This window comes from Prochlorococcus marinus CUG1415 (genome assembly GCF_017696015.1).
Lineage (GTDB): Bacteria > Cyanobacteriota > Cyanobacteriia > PCC-6307 > Cyanobiaceae > Prochlorococcus_A > Prochlorococcus_A marinus_AE.
The window spans coordinates 220,664-238,180 of the sequence record NZ_JAAORL010000001.1 but is presented as its reverse complement, the minus strand read 5'-3'; the positions used below and the strand labels follow the sequence as shown (position 1 = coordinate 238,180).

The 17,517-nt window shown below is 32.6% G+C and carries 19 protein-coding genes; 11 read left to right on the top strand and 8 right to left on the bottom strand.

From position 1 onward, the window contains the following. Window positions 1-99 precede the first annotated feature (99 nt). Window positions 100-696 (top strand): DNA-3-methyladenine glycosylase, encoded by a 597-nt coding sequence (locus HA143_RS01275; RefSeq protein ID WP_209084387.1) that lies wholly within the window; start codon window positions 100-102, stop codon window positions 694-696. Window positions 697-704: 8 nt separating this feature from the next. After that, window positions 705-1,721 carry an aspartate carbamoyltransferase catalytic subunit gene (locus HA143_RS01270; protein WP_209082864.1) on the top strand — a complete coding sequence of 339 codons (1,017 nt, stop codon included), beginning with the start codon at window positions 705-707 and terminating at the stop codon, window positions 1,719-1,721. Window positions 1,722-1,723: 2 nt separating this feature from the next. On the opposite strand, the gene HA143_RS01265 is transcribed toward HA143_RS01270, so the two are convergent. Beyond that, on the bottom strand, window positions 1,724-2,065 hold the full coding sequence (locus HA143_RS01265; RefSeq protein WP_209082863.1) for a DUF565 domain-containing protein: 342 nt from the start codon (window positions 2,063-2,065) through the stop codon (window positions 1,724-1,726). Between the two features lie 11 nt (window positions 2,066-2,076). Further along, window positions 2,077-2,277 carry a hypothetical protein gene (locus tag HA143_RS01260; RefSeq protein WP_209082862.1) on the bottom strand — a complete coding sequence of 67 codons (201 nt, stop codon included), beginning with the start codon at window positions 2,275-2,277 and terminating at the stop codon, window positions 2,077-2,079. A 213-nt stretch (window positions 2,278-2,490) separates the two neighbouring features. On the opposite strand from HA143_RS01260, the gene isiD reads away from it, so the two are divergent. The 6 genes from isiD to HA143_RS01230 all read left to right on the top strand — a co-directional run bounded on the left by isiD (window position 2,491) and on the right by HA143_RS01230 (window position 8,767). Next, entirely contained in the window at window positions 2,491-2,712 is a 222-nt protein-coding gene (gene isiD, locus HA143_RS01255; protein WP_209082861.1) for a protein IsiD, read from the top strand. After that, window positions 2,702-3,958, top strand: a complete 1,257-nt coding sequence (gene coaBC, locus HA143_RS01250; RefSeq protein WP_209082860.1) for a bifunctional phosphopantothenoylcysteine decarboxylase/phosphopantothenate--cysteine ligase CoaBC — start codon at window positions 2,702-2,704, stop codon at window positions 3,956-3,958. Before isiD ends, coaBC begins: the two co-directional genes overlap by 11 nt. 216 nt (window positions 3,959-4,174) lie before the next feature. Beyond that, the gene (locus HA143_RS01245; RefSeq protein WP_209082859.1) at window positions 4,175-4,969 is read left to right on the top strand and encodes a photosystem II manganese-stabilizing polypeptide; all 795 of its coding nucleotides are present in this window, start codon (window positions 4,175-4,177) and stop codon (window positions 4,967-4,969) included. A gap of 73 nt (window positions 4,970-5,042) precedes the next feature. Then, a complete protein-coding gene (gene sat / locus HA143_RS01240) occupies window positions 5,043-6,218 on the top strand; it encodes a sulfate adenylyltransferase (RefSeq protein WP_209082858.1) in 1,176 nt (391 codons plus the stop codon). Window positions 6,219-6,264: 46 nt separating this feature from the next. Next, window positions 6,265-8,118 (top strand): ATP-dependent zinc metalloprotease FtsH, encoded by a 1,854-nt coding sequence (gene ftsH / locus HA143_RS01235; RefSeq protein ID WP_209082857.1) that lies wholly within the window; start codon window positions 6,265-6,267, stop codon window positions 8,116-8,118. A 22-nt stretch (window positions 8,119-8,140) separates the two neighbouring features. After that, window positions 8,141-8,767 (top strand): bifunctional 4-hydroxy-2-oxoglutarate aldolase/2-dehydro-3-deoxy-phosphogluconate aldolase, encoded by a 627-nt coding sequence (locus HA143_RS01230; protein ID WP_209082856.1) that lies wholly within the window; start codon window positions 8,141-8,143, stop codon window positions 8,765-8,767. A 34-nt stretch (window positions 8,768-8,801) separates the two neighbouring features. Here the strand turns inward: HA143_RS01230 and aroC are convergent, their stop codons facing one another. After that, complete coding sequence (gene aroC / locus HA143_RS01225; RefSeq protein WP_209082855.1) at window positions 8,802-9,899, bottom strand: chorismate synthase; 1,098 nt, start codon at window positions 9,897-9,899, stop codon at window positions 8,802-8,804. A gap of 108 nt (window positions 9,900-10,007) precedes the next feature. Further along, the gene (psbA, locus tag HA143_RS01220; RefSeq protein ID WP_209082854.1) at window positions 10,008-11,090 is read right to left on the bottom strand and encodes a photosystem II q(b) protein; all 1,083 of its coding nucleotides are present in this window, start codon (window positions 11,088-11,090) and stop codon (window positions 10,008-10,010) included. A 188-nt stretch (window positions 11,091-11,278) separates the two neighbouring features. Between psbA and HA143_RS09785 the strand changes: the two genes are divergently transcribed. Further along, window positions 11,279-11,407, top strand: coding sequence for a hypothetical protein (locus tag HA143_RS09785; RefSeq protein ID WP_257469928.1), 129 nt, complete (start codon window positions 11,279-11,281; stop codon window positions 11,405-11,407). A gap of 117 nt (window positions 11,408-11,524) precedes the next feature. On the opposite strand, the gene HA143_RS01215 is transcribed toward HA143_RS09785, so the two are convergent. Continuing rightward, on the bottom strand, window positions 11,525-12,430 hold the full coding sequence (locus HA143_RS01215; protein ID WP_209082853.1) for an aspartoacylase: 906 nt from the start codon (window positions 12,428-12,430) through the stop codon (window positions 11,525-11,527). Window positions 12,431-12,452: 22 nt separating this feature from the next. Between HA143_RS01215 and HA143_RS01210 the strand changes: the two genes are divergently transcribed. Next, on the top strand, window positions 12,453-13,397 hold the full coding sequence (locus HA143_RS01210; protein WP_209082852.1) for a glutathione S-transferase family protein: 945 nt from the start codon (window positions 12,453-12,455) through the stop codon (window positions 13,395-13,397). 129 nt (window positions 13,398-13,526) lie between these two features. After that, a complete protein-coding gene (locus tag HA143_RS01205) occupies window positions 13,527-13,745 on the top strand; it encodes a CP12 domain-containing protein (RefSeq protein WP_011817713.1) in 219 nt (72 codons plus the stop codon). A gap of 63 nt (window positions 13,746-13,808) precedes the next feature. Here the strand turns inward: HA143_RS01205 and HA143_RS09705 are convergent, their stop codons facing one another. The 3 genes from HA143_RS09705 to HA143_RS01195 all read right to left on the bottom strand — a co-directional run bounded on the left by HA143_RS09705 (window position 13,809) and on the right by HA143_RS01195 (window position 17,514). Then, window positions 13,809-13,991, bottom strand: coding sequence for a hypothetical protein (locus HA143_RS09705; RefSeq protein ID WP_245210828.1), 183 nt, complete (start codon window positions 13,989-13,991; stop codon window positions 13,809-13,811). Between the two features lie 87 nt (window positions 13,992-14,078). Beyond that, window positions 14,079-15,062 carry an Obg family GTPase CgtA gene (gene cgtA, locus HA143_RS01200; protein ID WP_209082851.1) on the bottom strand — a complete coding sequence of 328 codons (984 nt, stop codon included), beginning with the start codon at window positions 15,060-15,062 and terminating at the stop codon, window positions 14,079-14,081. Between the two features lie 40 nt (window positions 15,063-15,102). Beyond that, the gene (locus tag HA143_RS01195; RefSeq protein ID WP_209082850.1) at window positions 15,103-17,514 is read right to left on the bottom strand and encodes an endonuclease MutS2; all 2,412 of its coding nucleotides are present in this window, start codon (window positions 17,512-17,514) and stop codon (window positions 15,103-15,105) included. Window positions 17,515-17,517: the final 3 nt, after the last annotated feature.

Here is a 17,517-nt window from a genome sequence, read left to right as displayed (position 1 = left end):
ATTATAAAAACTAATAATCACATCTTTTGAAAATCAATTTCAATTAATAGCCTTAATTATCTTTCTCAGCTAAAAATAATATTAGATAAATATTGAACAATAGAAGAAAACTTATTTCCAAAAAACTTTTTTTATCGGCACTCTAAACTTGTAGCCCCTGATTTAATAGGCTGTTACCTTATAAAAAACAATAATAAAAAAGATCAAGTTAAGGGGATTATTGTTGAAACTGAAGCTTATTCAGAGGAAGAAGAGGCCTGTCATGGCTACCGCAAAATAACTGAATCAAATAAATCATTATTTGGCAAACCTGGAACATTTTATATTTACAAATCTTATGGCATTCATCATTGTTTAAACATAGTTACTGATAAAGAAAATTTTGCTAGTGGTGTTTTAATCAGGGCAGTTTTTATCACCAAAGAAAATGAGAGATTAGCTTCTGGACCTGGTTTAGTTACTAAAGCATTCGGTATAGATATATCATTTAACTCAGTTGAAGTTATTAATAACAACTCTTTAAGGATTTCTCAAAGAGACTCAATTCCAGAACAAAAAGATCTTATTCAAACTACTAGAATTGGCATTTCCAAGGCAAAAAATATAAAATGGCGTTGGTATCTCAAAAATAGTAGGAGTGTAAGTAAAAGAGTAAAAGGTGACAGAACACCTAAATCAAATAATCAATTATCTTAATAAGCGTAATGCAAATTTGGCCTCATAAACATATACACACACTCGCTAATTTTTCTATTCAAGATTATAAATCAGTATTTGAATTGGCTAATAGATTTGATGCACTAAAGAATGCAGGAACGAAAAAGATACCGGCCTTACAAGGGACTTTGGTAACGTCTTTGTTTTTTGAAGCAAGTACAAGAACAAAAAACAGCTTCGAACTTGCAGCAAAAAGGCTATCTGCGGATGTACAAACATTTGCGCCAGCTTCTAGTTCTTTAACTAAAGGTGAAACAATCATTGATACAGCAATAACTTATTCTGCTATGGGTGCAGATACATTAGTTATTAGACATTCATCAAGTTACATAACCTTTGAGATCGCTAAAAAACTTGATGCAATAAATTCCAAGACTTCGGTTCTTAATGCCGGAGATGGATTACATAGTCATCCTAGCCAAGGATTACTTGACATCTATACTTTAATAAAATTCTTTTCCAAAAAATCACTGAATCCTGAGGTTTTAAATTCCAAAAATATTTTAATAATTGGAGATGTTAATCATTCAAGGGTTGCAAGATCAAATATATGGGCGTTGAGTGCATTCGGCGCAAACATAACCTTATGCGGTCCGAAAACATTAATACCTGATGAATTTATCAATTTTTTAAAAACCCCTGCGCCAAATCAAATAGAAGATCCCATTAAATCAAGAGGATCCATAACAATTTCTAGATCCTTGGAAGAATCAATAAAAATTGCAGATGCAATTATTGTTTTAAGACTTCAGAAAGAAAGAATGATGGAGAATTTACTGAGCAGCATTGATTCATATAGTTTGGATTATGGCTTAACCACAGAGAAATTATCTTTAAATAGTAAAACAATTCCAATTCTTCATCCTGGACCTATCAATAGAGATATTGAAATCAGTAGTAAAGTAGTTGATGAATATCCTAATTGCTTAATCAATAATCAAGTTGCAAATGGTATCCCAATAAGAATGGCTTTACTTTATCTATTACAGAAATACAACAAATAAATTTACAGTAACTTAAGACTTTCAGTAAAGAAGCCATAAAATAATCCTAATCTTAAAGAGTCTAATAAAAGTACTAAAAATTTCTTTTTCCTTTTCAATCGAAAATTTCTTCTAAGAACTATCAAAATTTCAATAAAAAAAACTGATAAGAAAGCAGCTACCGGATCCATAAGTTCCACAACGGCACTTACCATACCAAGAGAACTTCCTAAAAAATAACCAATTAAAAGAATAATTAAAGATATTGAATATCTTCTCCATGGATTATTTGCCCAAATACTTAGTGTTTGAATATTTTCTACAATTTTTAATTGAAAATTGGTCTTTTGAGGTCTGACAACCATTTTGATTGCAACTAAGCTGCTTCAGAATTTGATTGAATTCTAGTCTTTCCATCAACTAATTCAAGTAAAGCCTCCAACTGAGCTATTATTCCTCTTATTTCACCTGGCTCAGGAAAGAGACCATCTTCTTTTATTCCTAAATGCATTTCTCTTAGTTCTTGCCTTAAAAAACGTAAGTGACTAATGACCAGATCTCTCTTGGTTTGAACCATAATTTATCCTTGAAAATATCATTTTAAAAATAATATTTTTGATAAGGAGTATTTGCATATTTATGATTGAGAATGAAGATAAATTGCTCAATAAAACTAAAAATAATGCCGTTTAAAAACTTTCAAATTCTTAAAAATATGTACTTAATACTTCATCAATTTTAAATAATTACTTGAGGCCTTATTATTAGAATATATTGACTTAATTCAATAATGGAATTTATTTCTGAAAATAAAATAAGTGAGGAACTAGTCAATTCTTTTGATGAACAAATGACTCTTGAGCTTGCAATAAGGCTAGAAGAAGATAACTATAAAACACCATTTGACGGTTTAAACGACTGGCACTTACTAAGGGCCCTTGCAATCAATAGACCTGAATTAACATCTAATTATATCCATCTCCTTGATCAAGAACCCTTCGATGAAAACTAAAAATACGGATTCTAAAATAAAGGTTCTTTTATTAATAACTGGGAGTATTGCAGCTGTAAGAATTCCATTATTAGTTAGCCAATTAGCAAAAGAAAATTTTGAAATAAGGTGCGTTTTATCTAAAAATGCAGAAAGATTAATAAAACCCCTTTCTCTTTCAATATTAAGTAGAAACCCTTGCATTTTAGAAAATGATCAATGGTCTAATATTCAATCAAAACCTCTTCATATAGAACTATGTAATTGGGCTGATATTTTAATCATTGCCCCTTTAACAGCAACAACATTATCAAAATGGGTAACTGGAAATGCAGATGGATTAATTCCAAGCATTTTAATGGCAAATATGAAGCCAATTATTGTTGCACCAGCAATGAATACACAAATGTGGCTAAATAAAGCTGTCAAAAAAAATTATGAGAATTTACAGAATTACGAAAATGTTTTATCTTTGCAACCAAGTGAAGGTCTCTTAGCCTGTGATGCTTTTGGAACAGGCAAGATACCTCCTAATGATCTAATTCAGTTAGCTATTGAATTTATTATTTCAGACAGTCAAAATACTTATCGCAAAGATTTACTTAATAAAGAAATTTTAATAACTGGAGGATGCACCATAGAAAACATTGACGCGGCAAGACATATTACCAACAAAAGTTCTGGAGCAATGGGCTTACTCCTTGCTCAAGTAGCAAGGTTCAGAGGAGCACAAGTAAAATATGTCCATGGGCCTCTGAAAATCGATAAAGATCTTATTGATGGAATAAAAAGATATGAAATTGAAACTAGTTTTGATTTAATTAAGGCACTTAAGAATGAAATTTCAAATTGTGATTATTTTTTTATGAATGCAGCAGTATCAGATTTCAAGATCAATTCTGATACTTCAGCGAAAATTCCCAAAAATAAAATTAATGATCATTTAAATAAAAATTTTGAGCTAGTCCCAGATATTTTACAAACAATTAGTAAATCAAAAAAAGATAACCAAGTTTTTGTGGGCTTTTGTGCTTTCACAGGATCTATTGATGAAGCACGAATAACAATTAAAGAAAAGATTATTAAAAAAGGTTGTGATTATCTATTCGCAAATCCAATTGATCTTGAAGGCCAGGGATTTGGTTTTTCAGCACAAAATGAAGGTTGGCTATTCGATACAAAAAATATGGAACACTATATAAAAAAAACATCAAAAATTGATTTAGCAAATAAGTTAATAACTAAAATTATTTCAGTAAAAAAATAAAAAAAATTTTTAATTTGTATTTTTTTGTAATCTTAATCATTAAAAATAATGTGATAGCTTACAATAATTCCAGTTTTTAAAATTCTAAAAAGCTACGGGTTGTTTCGAGGATGAAAAAGTCCTAACTTTTATTGTCCTTTCCCTAGTAATATCCGTACTGAACTATTTAGGTGACCATTAATCATTCGTCACAGAAATTTACTGCTACTTTAAATTATGAGAATTCGTTCTTTCTTAGCTTTTGTTATCTCAATTTGTATAACATTTGCTTTCGTACCTGTTCAAACATTTGCTTTTTCTGAGAGAGGAAATGCAGAATTCACTGATGTTGTTAATACAGGTAAAGCTAATGATTGCCCTACATTAGACTCATCTCTTGTAGGATCAATATCCTTAGGGAGTGGAGATAGCCTTAAAGGAATTTGCATGCACCCAACTGAAGTTTATGTAAAAGTACCAGGGACAAAAAGAAAAGCTGCAGAATTTGTATCTACAAAAATTATTAGTCCAAGGAATAACACTACAGTGACTGAAGTTTATGGAGAAATCAACTCCGGAACTTTCACTGAAAAAGGTGGGATTGATTTTCAACTTATTACTGTCTTAACTCCTGGGGGATTAGAGGTGCCATTTGCATTTTCAGCAAAAGAGCTTACAGCTAATGTACCCTCATCTATTGAACCAGGCACTGAGGTGAGTGGTTCTACATTTACACCTAATTACAGAACTGGTGATTTTCTAGATCCTAAAGCAAGAGCTAAAAATACTGGTGTTGAATATGCTCAAGGTTTAGTTGCATTAGGAGGCGATGATGAAGAACTTGCCAAAGAGAATATTAAAGTTGATGTAAACGGTACTGGAGTTATTACTCTTTCAATCAATAATGTAGATTCTGATACAGACGAATTTGCTGGTACTTTTGAAGCTATCCAACCGTCAGATACAGATATGGGTTCAAAAGAACCACTTGATGTAAAAATAGTTGGAGAGCTATACGGAAGAAAGGCATAATAACTAGTTAAAAAAAATAAGAGGGGTTAACCCCTCTTTTTTTTTTAAAATTTTTCTTTATAAATTTGAAAAAATGGAATTACAACAAAAAACAAAAACAGACAATAATGGACTAATACCGGCTTATGGAGGGGAACTAAAAAATTTAATTATTAAAGATAAAAATCTTAAAAATGAACTTATCTCTAAAGTTTCTTATGAGTTTGAATGCAGCGAGAGAAATGCATGCGATGTGGAACTTTTGATGGTTGGTGCTTTTTCTCCATTGGAAGGTTTTATGGATGAAAATAACTACAAATCAGTAATTCATAATAATAGAGATACAAGCGGTTTACTTTTTGGGTTACCCATTGTATTTGATTCAAATAATGAAGAAGTAAAAGCTGGAGAAACAATATTGCTTACCTATAAAAAACAAAAAATAGCAGTTTTAGAAGTTATTTCTAAATGGGAGCCTGATAAATCATTAGAAGCTGAGCTTTGTTATGGCACTAATTCTCTAGATCATCCCGCTGTAAAGATGATCTTTAATGAGCGAGGACGATATTACATTGGAGGGAAAATTTATGGTTTAGAAATACCAATTAGGGAATTTCCCTGCAAAACTCCTGAAGAAGTTAGAGCTACATTGCCCTCAAATTATGATGTAGTTGCATTTCAATGCAGAAATCCAATTCATAGAGCTCATTATGAATTATTTACTAATGCCTTACTTTCAGACAATGTCTCTCCAAATTCAGTTGTTTTAGTACATCCAACTTGTGGGCCAACACAACAAGATGATATTCCTGGTAAAGTGCGATATTTGACATATAAAGAATTGGAAGAAGAAATATCTGATGAAAGAATAAAATGGGCATTTTTACCTTATTCAATGCATATGGCAGGGCCAAGAGAAGCTCTTCAACATATGATAATTAGAAGGAATTATGGCTGCACCCATTTTATTATTGGTAGAGATATGGCTGGATGTAAGTCATCATCAACTGGTGAAGATTTTTATGGTCCCTATGACGCTCAAGATTTTGCGAATAAATGTGCAGGCGAGTTAATGATGCAAACTGTTCCTTCAAAAAATTTAGTTTATACAAAGGAAAAAGGATATATTACGGCTGAAGAGGCTCAGGAATTTAATTATCAAATTATGAAACTTAGTGGTACAGAATTTAGAAAGAAATTGAGGAATGGAGAACCAATTCCCGAATGGTTTGCATTCAAAAGTGTAGTAGATGTTCTAAGAAACTCTTAATATTGTTTTATTATTAGTATTATAGATTTATTAAATATTATTTATCGTGAACAAACGTTGGAGAAACGTAGGACTTTATGTCCTAGCTGTAATTACTGTCATTTTCATAGGTACTTCTGTTTTTGATAAACCTAATACAGAGAATGCTACAAAGACCTTAAGGTATAGTGAATTTATAGAGGCAGTTCAGGATAAAGAAATAAGTAGAGTCTTAATATCTCCAGACAATGCTACTGCTCAAGTTGTGGAAAATGACGGAAGCAGATCGGAGGTGAATCTAGCCCCTGACAAAGATTTATTAAAAATACTCACCGAGAATAACGTTGACATAGCTGTAACACCTACAAAGTTAGCCAATCCATGGCAACAGGCTGTAAGTAGTTTAATTTTCCCAGTACTCCTAATTGGAGGACTATTTTTTCTTTTCAGAAGATCTCAAAGCGGTAATGCAGGTGGAGGTAATCCTGCTATGAGTTTTGGCAAAAGTAAAGCCAGACTGCAAATGGAACCATCTACACAAGTTACCTTTTCAGATGTGGCTGGTGTAGAAGGTGCCAAATTAGAGTTAACTGAAGTTGTAGATTTTCTTAAAAGTCCAGATAGATTTACAGCTGTTGGCGCAAAAATCCCAAAAGGTGTCCTTCTTGTTGGCCCTCCTGGTACAGGTAAAACTCTATTAGCTAAAGCAGTTGCTGGAGAAGCAGGTGTACCTTTCTTTTCTATATCAGGCTCAGAATTTGTTGAAATGTTTGTAGGAGTTGGTGCTAGCAGAGTTAGAGATCTCTTTGAACAAGCTAAAAAGAATGCTCCTTGCATTGTTTTCATTGATGAAATTGATGCTGTTGGGAGACAAAGAGGTGCTGGTATGGGAGGAGGAAACGATGAAAGAGAGCAAACGTTAAACCAACTTCTTACCGAAATGGACGGTTTCGAGGGTAATTCTGGAATAATAATTGTTGCTGCAACTAATAGACCTGATGTCTTAGATTCTGCATTAATGCGTCCAGGAAGATTTGACAGGCAAGTAACAGTAGATAGGCCAGATTATGCTGGAAGATTACAAATACTAAATGTTCACGCTAAAGATAAAACTTTGTCAAAAGATGTTGATTTAGATAAAGTTGCCAGAAGAACCCCAGGTTTTACAGGTGCTGATTTAGCAAATTTACTTAACGAAGCAGCTATACTTGCAGCCAGAAAAGATTTAGACAAAGTAAGCAATGATGAAGTTGGAGATGCCATAGAAAGAATTATGGCTGGACCAGAAAAGAAAGATAGAGTCATAAGCGATAAGAAAAAAGAATTAGTTGCCTATCACGAAGCTGGTCATGCTCTTGTTGGAGCATTAATGCCCGATTACGACCCAGTAGCAAAAGTTTCAATAATTCCTAGAGGACAAGCTGGAGGCCTAACCTTTTTTACTCCAAGCGAAGAAAGAATGGAATCTGGTCTTTACTCACGTTCTTACCTTCAGAATCAAATGGCTGTAGCACTAGGAGGAAGAGTTGCAGAAGAATTAGTTTATGGAGAAGAAGAAGTTACAACTGGAGCTTCAAATGATTTACAGCAAGTTGCTAATGTAGCGAGACAAATGATTACTAAATTTGGCATGAGTGACAAAATAGGTCCAGTTGCCTTAGGACAATCTCAAGGTGGAATGTTTCTTGGAAGAGATATGAGCTCCACGAGAGACTTTTCTGAAGATACTGCAGCAACAATTGATGTAGAAGTTTCTGAGCTTGTTGATATTGCTTATAAGAGAGCTACAAAAGTTTTATCAGACAATAGAATTGTGCTTGACGAAATGGCTCAAATGCTTATCGATAGAGAAACTATAGATACTGAAGATATTCAGGATTTGCTTAATCGTTCAGAAGTTAAGGTAGCTAACTATATCTAATTCGGAGAAAATCAATACTTTAATGAATAAGAAAGAAGATTTTTTTTCAGAGATACTGAAAAATGAATCTTTTTTTTTACTCATAAAACCAGAAGAAAATATCTACTTAAATACCTCTCTAAGGAATTTATTATTTGAAGAATTGGACAGCTTAATAAAGTTAGGATTAAAAAATGTTGAAATAAGTTGGTCTAACAATGAGAATTGGTTAAATTTTGTATCCTCAATCAAAATCAAATATCCAAGAATTAATTTAGGCTCTGCCTCCATAATTAATAAGCAATCAATAGAAGATTCTTTAAAAATTGGCTTAAATTTTTCGATGATGAAATTTTGGGATAAAGATCTTTTCAATTATGCAAAGGCAAAAAATTATTTATTAATTCCTGGTATTAAAAATTTAACAGATCTTGAAGAGGCAATAAATTCGAGTTGCAAAATTATCAAAATTTATCCAATAAAAAATAAAGATAAATCTATAAATATACTTAACTATAAAAATATTGATTTCATTGCTGCTGGAGGACTATCAATCAATGATATAAATAACTATAAGTCTTTAGGATACAAATCAATTGTAATTGGAGATAAAGGTATCACAAACCTAAAATTTGATCGAAAAATATTTGAATGGCTTAAAACTAATTAAATCAAGGATAATTATAATTTATTTTTCGTAACTATTAATTTTTCATTAAGCCACATTGAGCATGATTCAGAAGCAAATGGTCAGCAAGCACTAGAGCGACCATAGCATCAACCATTGGGACTGCTCTAGGTAGAACGCATGGATCATGCCTCCCTTTTGCCTTCATCAATACTTCTTTTCCATCAGAGTTTACTGTTTTCTGTTCTTTCCCGATGGTTGCTGTAGGTTTAAAAGCTATCTTCATCTCAATATTTTCGCCATTACTTATTCCTCCCTGTATACCTCCTGAATTGTTAGATTTTGTTCTTAACTTACTAATATCATCAGACTTAATGAATGAATCATTATGTTCGCTCCCTTTTAAAAAAGTTCCAGAGAAACCCGAACCTATTTCAAACCCTTTCGTAGCAGGCAATGACATCAAAGCCTTAGCTAAATCAGCTTCTAATTTATCAAAAACAGGCATCCCCAGGCCAGAAGGAACATTTCTTACCATACATTCAATAACCCCTCCACAAGAATCTCCTTGACGCTTTAATTCCTTAATTCTCTTGATCATTTCAGCTGATACCCTTTCATCAGGACATCTAACGATATTGGAATCTATTTTAGTGAGAGAAATCTTTTCTTTATTTATATCAGAATCTATATCATGTATACGCTTTACCCAAGATAGTATTTCAGTATTACAAAATTCTTTTAATAGTTGTTTTGCTACAGCACCAGCTGCCACTCTACCGATTGTTTCTCTTGCGGAGGCTCTCCCCCCACCTGAACCAGCTTGAATTCCATATTTAAGATGATATGTACCATCTGCATGTGATGGTCTAAATATTTGCTCCAAATTATTATAATCTGCTGGTCTTTGATCCTTGTTTCTAACCAACATTGCGATTGGTGTTCCAAGTGTTAAGCCTTCCTTTAGGCCACTTACTATTTCAATTTTGTCTTCTTCATTTCGGGGAGTTGTAATGTCACTTTGTCCAGGTCTACGCCTATCCAAGTCATTTTGTATCAGCTTAATATCTATATTTAAATTTGGTGGACATCCATCAAGTACAACTCCTACTGCGCCACCATGTGATTCTCCAAAAGTACTAACACGAAAAATCTTTCCAAAACTACTACTCATAGAAATATCAAATGTTTTATCTATATATAAACATTATATGAAACCATTTGAAAATTAAACAAAAAAAAACCCCCAAACAGGGGGCTTGTAAATTTAAGAACTTTAAGCTTAACCGATAGCTGGAGCTGAAAGAGCTACTGTTGTAGACTCAGCTGCTGCTAGATCAAGTGGGAAGTTGTGAGCGTTACGCTCGTGCATTACTTCCATACCTAGGTTTGCTCTGTTAAGAACGTCACCCCATGTAGGAACAACCTTACCGTTTGCATCAACAACTGACTGGTTGAAGTTGAAACCGTTAAGATTGAATGCCATTGTGCAGATACCCATTGAAGTTAACCAAACACAAACAACTGGGAATATAGCTAGGAAGAAGTGAAGACTTCTGCTGTTGTTGAAACTTGCATATTGGAAGATCAAACGACCGAAGTAGCCATGAGCTGCAACGATGTTATATGTTTCTTCTTCTTGTCCGAACTTGTAACCATAGTTCTGAGACTCTGTCTCAGTTGTTTCTCTGATTAGAGATGAAGTAACAAGTGAACCATGCATAGCTGAGAATAGAGATCCTCCGAACATACCAGCAACTCCAGCCATATGGAATGGGTGCATAAGAATGTTGTGCTCTGCCTGGAAAACAAACATGAAGTTGAATGTTCCAGATATACCTAAAGGCATTCCGTCAGAGAATGAACCTTGACCGAATGGATATACAAGAAATACTGCGAAAGCTGCTGAAACTGGTGCAGAGTATGCAACACAGATCCAAGGACGCATACCTAAACGGTATGAAAGCTCCCACTGTCTTCCCATGTATGCACAGATACCAATTAGGAAGTGGAAAATTACAAGCTGATAAGGGCCACCATTATATAACCACTCATCTACAGTAGCTGCTTCCCAAATTGGGTAGAAGTGTAGACCAATAGCGTTAGATGAAGGAACAACTGCACCTGAGATGATGTTGTTTCCATATAGGAATGAACCAGCAACTGGCTCTCTAATTCCGTCGATGTCTACTGGTGGTGCTGCGATGAATGCAACAATGAAGCAAGCCGCTGCTGCAAGTAGGCATGGGATCATTAAGACGCCGAACCAACCAACATAAATTCTGTTGTTAGTTGATGTTACCCACTCACAAAACTGTGGCCAACCCTTTAACAGCGAAGAACGCTGCTGCTGAATAGTTGTCATGAGTTCGTAAAGTATGTCTCTAAAGTGAGACTTGTAAATAAAAGCGGAAAGAAATTCCACTTCAAAGATTTTAGACCAAAATTGCTAAAAATGTGCAAATTATTTTTCTGTAAGTAAACTTATTTTTTGCAATATACAAGAAGAGAACCTCCATGTCTTAATATTTTCTTTGTTATTGAGGATTTAACTTGGTAATCATCGAATGGCTTTTCAACGGAAAAAGATCTAAAGAGGTAGTTGCTTTAAAAGAAGCTAAGCATAGAAGACTGCAATTAGAGGCTTTTGGAGCTTTTATTTATTGGAGCGAAAGAGTTTAGATTTACAAAAATTTAAAAGTAGTAAAAAAGGTAAAAGGGAAAATATTAAATAAACTTATCTATAAAATAAATAATCCTTATTATTCTAGTAGCAATTTATTGTTCTCTTTTCTTGATTTATAGACTTTCAAACTCTTTAATCCATTCATTTTGGCAAAAAAGCACTTCTTTCTTTGTATAGCTCATCGCTATTTTTTTTTCTTTGTAAGCAACTTCACCAATAAAAACAGGCCAAATAAACTGATCGCCATCATATTTATGAACGATTCCTTGGCTATCAAGAAATAATGGATCTCCTTTTTTTATCATTTTCCAATCTTGGTTAGTTCTTTCAGGATGAATTAAGCCATCAATATCTCCTTTGTCATCTCTTGGATAATCTATACTCTCTTGATGGACGTGAACAATCAATTCCTTTGGTAGTTCTATTAGATTGTTTTTCAATTTATCTATCTCTTCTCTTAAAGAGCTAATTATTATTAAAAATTTATTTATGATTTTTGGATCATAAAAGTTTTGTGCGACAGCGCCTATTTCAATAACTAACCCACATGGCCAGGCCTCTACAAGAAAGCCTGTTTGGTCTTTATCTTTTTCGTGTAAATAAATAGGCAATCCAAATTTATTCTGCAGTAATGCAGCTAAACAAAAATCCTTGAATCGCCTCCCATACATAACAATACTTGTTCCCATATTTGCAGTTGTAGTATGCAAATCGATAGCAATTTGACAGGGGTCTGATCCATTTATTCCAAATTGGTCAACTAAAAAATTAGCTCTATTAATTTCATAAATACTTTTCTTTTGTTGATGATTTTTCTTACTTTCGTCAAAAGATCTATTTAAGTCTGCATCTATGTATCTATAGCCTTTTCCATAAGCAAGAGGATTGCCTATGATGTACTCGTATTTAATACCTTTTTTTATACGATTTTCCTCTCTATTGAATTGCTTAACAGCCCAAACAGGGTTAATTTCATTACCATGTGTGCCTGAAACGATAAGTATTCTTTGAATAGTCATTTTTCTCTCAAAATAAAATATTATGCAAAATAAATACCTAATTAAGGCCTCCCGGAAATTCTGGTTTTGGTTATGGAAGCAATTAATGAATGGTTTCGCACCATCAGATGTACAAGGTAATTATAAGAGGCCTGAAGGAATAACAATTAATAGTGAATATGATATTAATAATGAAAATGGACAAATTTATTTATTGGTAGGTAATTCTTGTCCTTGGTGTCAAAGGACACTACTAGTCCATACAATAAAACAACTATCTAAAGAAGTTAAAGTTGTTTTTTTAAAAGCAGATGTTGAGCATGGTGAATGGATTTTCAATAAAAAACTTAAAGGATGTACAAGGCTTTCTGAACTTTATAAAAAAGCTAATAAAAAAATAATTTTCAGAGCGACGTTACCTCTTTTCATTAGTTTTGTAAAAGATGAAGTAAATATATTATCTAATGAAAGTTCTCAAATCATAAGATTACTTAACTCAATACAAAGTACGTCGAAAGATAATACATTGAAAATCAAAGACTGTGATCAAAAACATTTAGATTTAATTCATAACAACATCAATGATGGTGTATATAGGTGCGGATTCGCCAGAAACCAGTCATCATATGAAAAAGCTAGTAAAAACCTTTTCGCAGCTTTAAACGAAATCGAAGATACAATTAGCCTGAATAAAGGGGATTGGATATTTGGAGAAGATTTAACTTATGCAGATATTTACCTTTTTCCTACACTTATAAGATGGGAATTAATATATAGCAAACTTTTTAAATGTACTGAACAAGAACTATCTTATTTCGAGAAAATTATTGAATGGAGATTAAAATTTTTTAAAATATCTAATGTAGATAATACTTGCTACGACAATGAATGGAAAAAAGATTACTACAAAGCTTTATTCCCTTTAAACCCAAATCAAGTAATTCCAGTATTACCATCACTAAAGGAAATAATTAGATTAGATGCTTAAAAATATAAAAACCAAGTTCGATAAAGAAAAATGATGTTGTAATGAACACTTATTTTGTTCATAGATAATGCAATTTCATTAGAAATTAACTATCTTGTATATGTCTACTAAAGTACGAAAAAGCTTCAAATGAAATCCATTGACGAACACATCCAAAAAGATCAATCGGAAATCGAATCTGCTAAAGCAGAGGGCAATCTTCCAAAGGTCAGACATTTAACTGAAGAATTAAAAGAACTAGAAGAGTATAAAGATCATCATCCAGAGGATAAACATGATCCAAATGCTTTGGAATTATTTTGCGATGCCAACCCAGACGAACCAGAATGTCTTGTTTATGATGATTAAGTTTTCTTAATTAAGAAAAAAAAAAAGGGCTTTTAGAGCCCTTTTTTTATTTCTTAAATTTTTTTAGTAATCCCGATTAAAATCGGATGGGCTACCAGTTAGCGAGCATACCACCGACTCCTCATTTTTCATTTCCTTAACTTCTACAATTGGTCTTCCCATTTTCTTAAGAACCTCAATATCTTTAATGGTTTGACATCTGGCTATTATTTTCCCTTGTTGATCAAAGCAACTGTAGAAATTCATGTTTTGGTTAAAGCAGTATCTTATTTATGGCTAATTTTCATTATTAAATCAAGTATATTTATTTACAAAATTTTTTTTTAATTTAAGTTAGATCCTTTTCCATACCTCAGAAAGCAGTGAAGATAAACCTTTTTTTAAAGATGAAGAAATTACTAAAACTTTTTTTTTCGATAAATCTTCTAACTTTTTTGTGATTATTTTCAAATAATCATCATCTATAAGTTCCATTTTATTTAATACTATTATCCTCTCTTTATCTAAAAGGCCTTTCCCATATTTTTTTAATTCCTGCTCAATTATCTCAAAATCATGAATAGGGTTTTCTGCAATTGAATCAATTAAGTGCACAAGTATCTTGGTTCTTTGAATGTGCCTCAAAAAATCATGACCTAAACCTACTCCATCAGCTGCCCCTGATATTAATCCAGGTATATCGGCAAAAAGGCAACCATTCCCATCTTCTTTTCTAACTACACCTAAGTTAGGTATTAAAGTTGTGAAAGGATAGTTTGCAATTTTTGGACGGGCAGATGATAAAACAGAAATTAAAGTACTTTTCCCTGCATTTGGAAGACCTATAATCCCAACCTCTGCAAGTAGTTTAAGTTCTAATTGAACCTCCCATATCTCACCATCTTTACCTTCAGTGAATGATTCTGGGGCTCTATTTTGATTACTTAAATAGTAAGCATTACCATGTCCACCTCTTCCTCCAATGGCAATAGTTAAACTTTGTTTATTTTTAGTTAAGTCTCCTAAAATAATGCCAGTTTTAAAATCCCTTATTTCTGTACCGCAAGGAACTTTAAGGATTGTATCCTCACCTGAAGCACCAGATCTTTTATTCGGACCTCCTTTGCATCCATCTTCAGCAATTATTTCTCTTTTGAATTTAAAATCTAATAATGTTTGAAGATTATCATCAGCTACCAATATTATTGAACCCCCTCTACCGCCATTTCCGCCCGAGGGTCCTCCAGCAGGAACGAATTTTTCTCTTCTAAATGAAACTATTCCATTCCCACCTTTGCCAGCTTTAAGAATAATGTTTGCTTGATCAATAAATTGCACTTAATAATCTTATTTAATGGTTTTCTAAATATTTTAAATTTTATTTTATCCACGCAATACTGCAACCAGGTCCACCCTCGTTGATGGCAGCATCTTCAATCTTATCAACATAATTTAATCCTGATAACCATTCTCTTAATCCTTTTTTTAATTTTCCAGTTCCAATTCCATGAACAATCCATAGCGGGCCATGAAATTTTCTAATTTTCTCCTCAATAATTATTTCGGCTTCATGAACTCTTAGTCCTCTTACGTCAATTGTATTTTTACTCGTTCTAATTTTAGAAAAAGAAAAATCTTCTCTTGATGAATTGATCTCAATTTTAGACTTTTTGATATTAGGTTTTTCCCCATGAATACCTTCAAAGTCATTTACAGATAATGTACTTCTGAATGAACCACATTTAACTTCGTAAAAACCCCCCTTTTTATCCAACTCTACAATTTGACCTATACTGTTTAGACTTTTAATTTTCACAAAATCACCTACCTTAGGATTCCATGATATTGACTTTTCAACTTTTCTTTGGGTTAAATGTTCTGTCTCAATTTCCTTTAATCTTTTTCCAATAATTCTAGTATCCTCTCCTCTAACATTTTGATCTCTTAATTTTTTAATCAAACCTATCACCTCTTTTTTAGCATCAGCAATATGTTTTGATAATTTATACCTTTCAATTTCCTGTATTTTTTCAGCATTTATTTTTTGATATTCATAATTTTTATTCAATTCATCATGTAACATTTCAGTTCTAGCAATAAGTTCTGCAGCCGCTTCCGCAGATTTTTGTTGTTTGATCCTCTCTTCTTCAAGTCCTTTAATAATACTGTTAATATTATCAACTTCTTTTGGCTTTAGATAATTTGCAGCTTCATGAATTATCCTTTCATCAAGACCAATTCTCTTCGAGATTGACAAAGCATTACTTCTCCCAGGAATTCCCCAGTTGAGTATATATTTTGGCTTCAAAGAATCCTCATCAAAGGCAACTGAAACGTTTTCGAATCTGGAGTCATTATATTTTAATGCCTTAATATCTCCATAATGTGTAGTTGCCAAAGTGATATCAGATTTATTTGCAAATTCTTTTAACAAAGCCATTGCAAGAGCGCTACCTTCAAGAGGATCTGTACCAGATCCAATCTCATCTAACAAAACAATTGATAATCCTATCTTATTTTCAAGTGCTTCTAAGATCTGTTTTATCCTGGTTATATGCCCACTGAAGGTAGATAAATTTTCTTCTAATGATTGATTATCACCTATATCAACATATATATTTGGACAAAAAGGAATAATTGGATTATTAGTTGAGGGGATCAATAATCCTGCTCTAGCCATTAATAACGACAAACCCAAACCTTTTAAAGCGGCAGTTTTACCGCCGGTATTTGGACCTGTAATAGATACAACCTTAATATTTCTATTTATATGAAAATCAACAGCAACTGGAGGTGGAGCTCCTTTTTTCTTGTTTTCCCAAATCAATAACGGATGAGAAAAACCAATTAGGGTAACAATAGGATTTTTCTCAAAAATAGGAGTTTTACCTCCAATCCATTTCGAATATCTTGAACGGGTTAAAGCATTTTCTAATCTTAATAAAATATATGACATTAAAATGAGATTATCTGAATTATCACCAATAACTTGAGACCATTTCTGAAGTAATTTAAATTCTTCTGAGGTGATCTTAGCCTCTAAAGAAGCGATCTTATTACCTTTAGTTACTGCACTATCAGGTTCAAAATATACTGTATTTCCTGAAGATGAAGAGTCATGAATTATGCCTTTAAATTTATCTACATGATTAACTTTTACTGCTACAACTGGTCTCCCATATCGATCTCCAATAGTAGTATCTTGCAAATAAGCTAAATTCTTTTGAATAAATTTATCAACTAATATTTTTCTTTCCAGTTTCTTGGATAATAATTCTTTTCTGAGAATAGATAATTTACTACTAGCATTGTCTGAAATGCTTCCATTAGATTCGATACCATTTTTTAAAATCTTTTCGATATTGTGATGATCAATTAAATTTTTTGTGAATGACGAAATAACAGGCCTTTGTTCAAAATCTAATATGATTTTTTTTAAATTTCTTGCTGCAGAAATTGTTTTCGCAATTTCTAAAAAGTCAGAAGATAAAATTATTCCTCCCTTTGAGCAAATTTCAATATTTCTTTTAATATCAAAAACATCAGAAAAACTAATTGATTTATCTAAATTATTTTCTAGCTGATTTATTTCAACTGTCTCATTCAAAAGTCTTTTAGAAACTTCGTATTCTGAAGGAATTTCAAAACTTAAAATTGCTCGTTTACCCATTTCTGTTGAGGCAAATGAGGATAAATGCGTTTTTAGTGAATCCCACTCTAAAAGGCTTATAGATTCATCTTCTAAGGATTTCTCTGAATATGATTTTTTAGAATGACTTTTCTCTTGCATACA

What these genes read in the sequence shown, in the direction of transcription:
- HA143_RS01270 (WP_209082864.1), top strand. Translation starts at nt 705, where the DNA reads ATGCAAATTTGGCCTCATAAACATATACACACACTCGCTAATTTTTCT.
- HA143_RS01265 (WP_209082863.1), bottom strand. Translation starts at nt 2,065, where the DNA reads ATGGTTGTCAGACCTCAAAAGACCAATTTTCAATTAAAAATTGTAGAA.
- HA143_RS01260 (WP_209082862.1), bottom strand. Translation starts at nt 2,277, where the DNA reads ATGGTTCAAACCAAGAGAGATCTGGTCATTAGTCACTTACGTTTTTTA.
- isiD (WP_209082861.1), top strand. Translation starts at nt 2,491, where the DNA reads ATGGAATTTATTTCTGAAAATAAAATAAGTGAGGAACTAGTCAATTCT.
- coaBC (WP_209082860.1), top strand. Translation starts at nt 2,702, where the DNA reads ATGAAAACTAAAAATACGGATTCTAAAATAAAGGTTCTTTTATTAATA.
- HA143_RS01245 (WP_209082859.1), top strand. Translation starts at nt 4,175, where the DNA reads ATGAGAATTCGTTCTTTCTTAGCTTTTGTTATCTCAATTTGTATAACA.
- sat (WP_209082858.1), top strand. Translation starts at nt 5,043, where the DNA reads ATGGAATTACAACAAAAAACAAAAACAGACAATAATGGACTAATACCG.
- HA143_RS01230 (WP_209082856.1), top strand. Translation starts at nt 8,141, where the DNA reads ATGAATAAGAAAGAAGATTTTTTTTCAGAGATACTGAAAAATGAATCT.
- aroC (WP_209082855.1), bottom strand. Translation starts at nt 9,899, where the DNA reads ATGAGTAGTAGTTTTGGAAAGATTTTTCGTGTTAGTACTTTTGGAGAA.
- psbA (WP_209082854.1), bottom strand. Translation starts at nt 11,090, where the DNA reads ATGACAACTATTCAGCAGCAGCGTTCTTCGCTGTTAAAGGGTTGGCCA.
- HA143_RS01215 (WP_209082853.1), bottom strand. Translation starts at nt 12,430, where the DNA reads ATGACTATTCAAAGAATACTTATCGTTTCAGGCACACATGGTAATGAA.
- HA143_RS01210 (WP_209082852.1), top strand. Translation starts at nt 12,453, where the DNA reads ATGCAAAATAAATACCTAATTAAGGCCTCCCGGAAATTCTGGTTTTGG.
- HA143_RS01205 (WP_011817713.1), top strand. Translation starts at nt 13,527, where the DNA reads ATGAAATCCATTGACGAACACATCCAAAAAGATCAATCGGAAATCGAA.
- HA143_RS09705 (WP_245210828.1), bottom strand. Translation starts at nt 13,991, where the DNA reads ATGAATTTCTACAGTTGCTTTGATCAACAAGGGAAAATAATAGCCAGA.
- HA143_RS01195 (WP_209082850.1), bottom strand. Translation starts at nt 17,514, where the DNA reads ATGCAAGAGAAAAGTCATTCTAAAAAATCATATTCAGAGAAATCCTTA.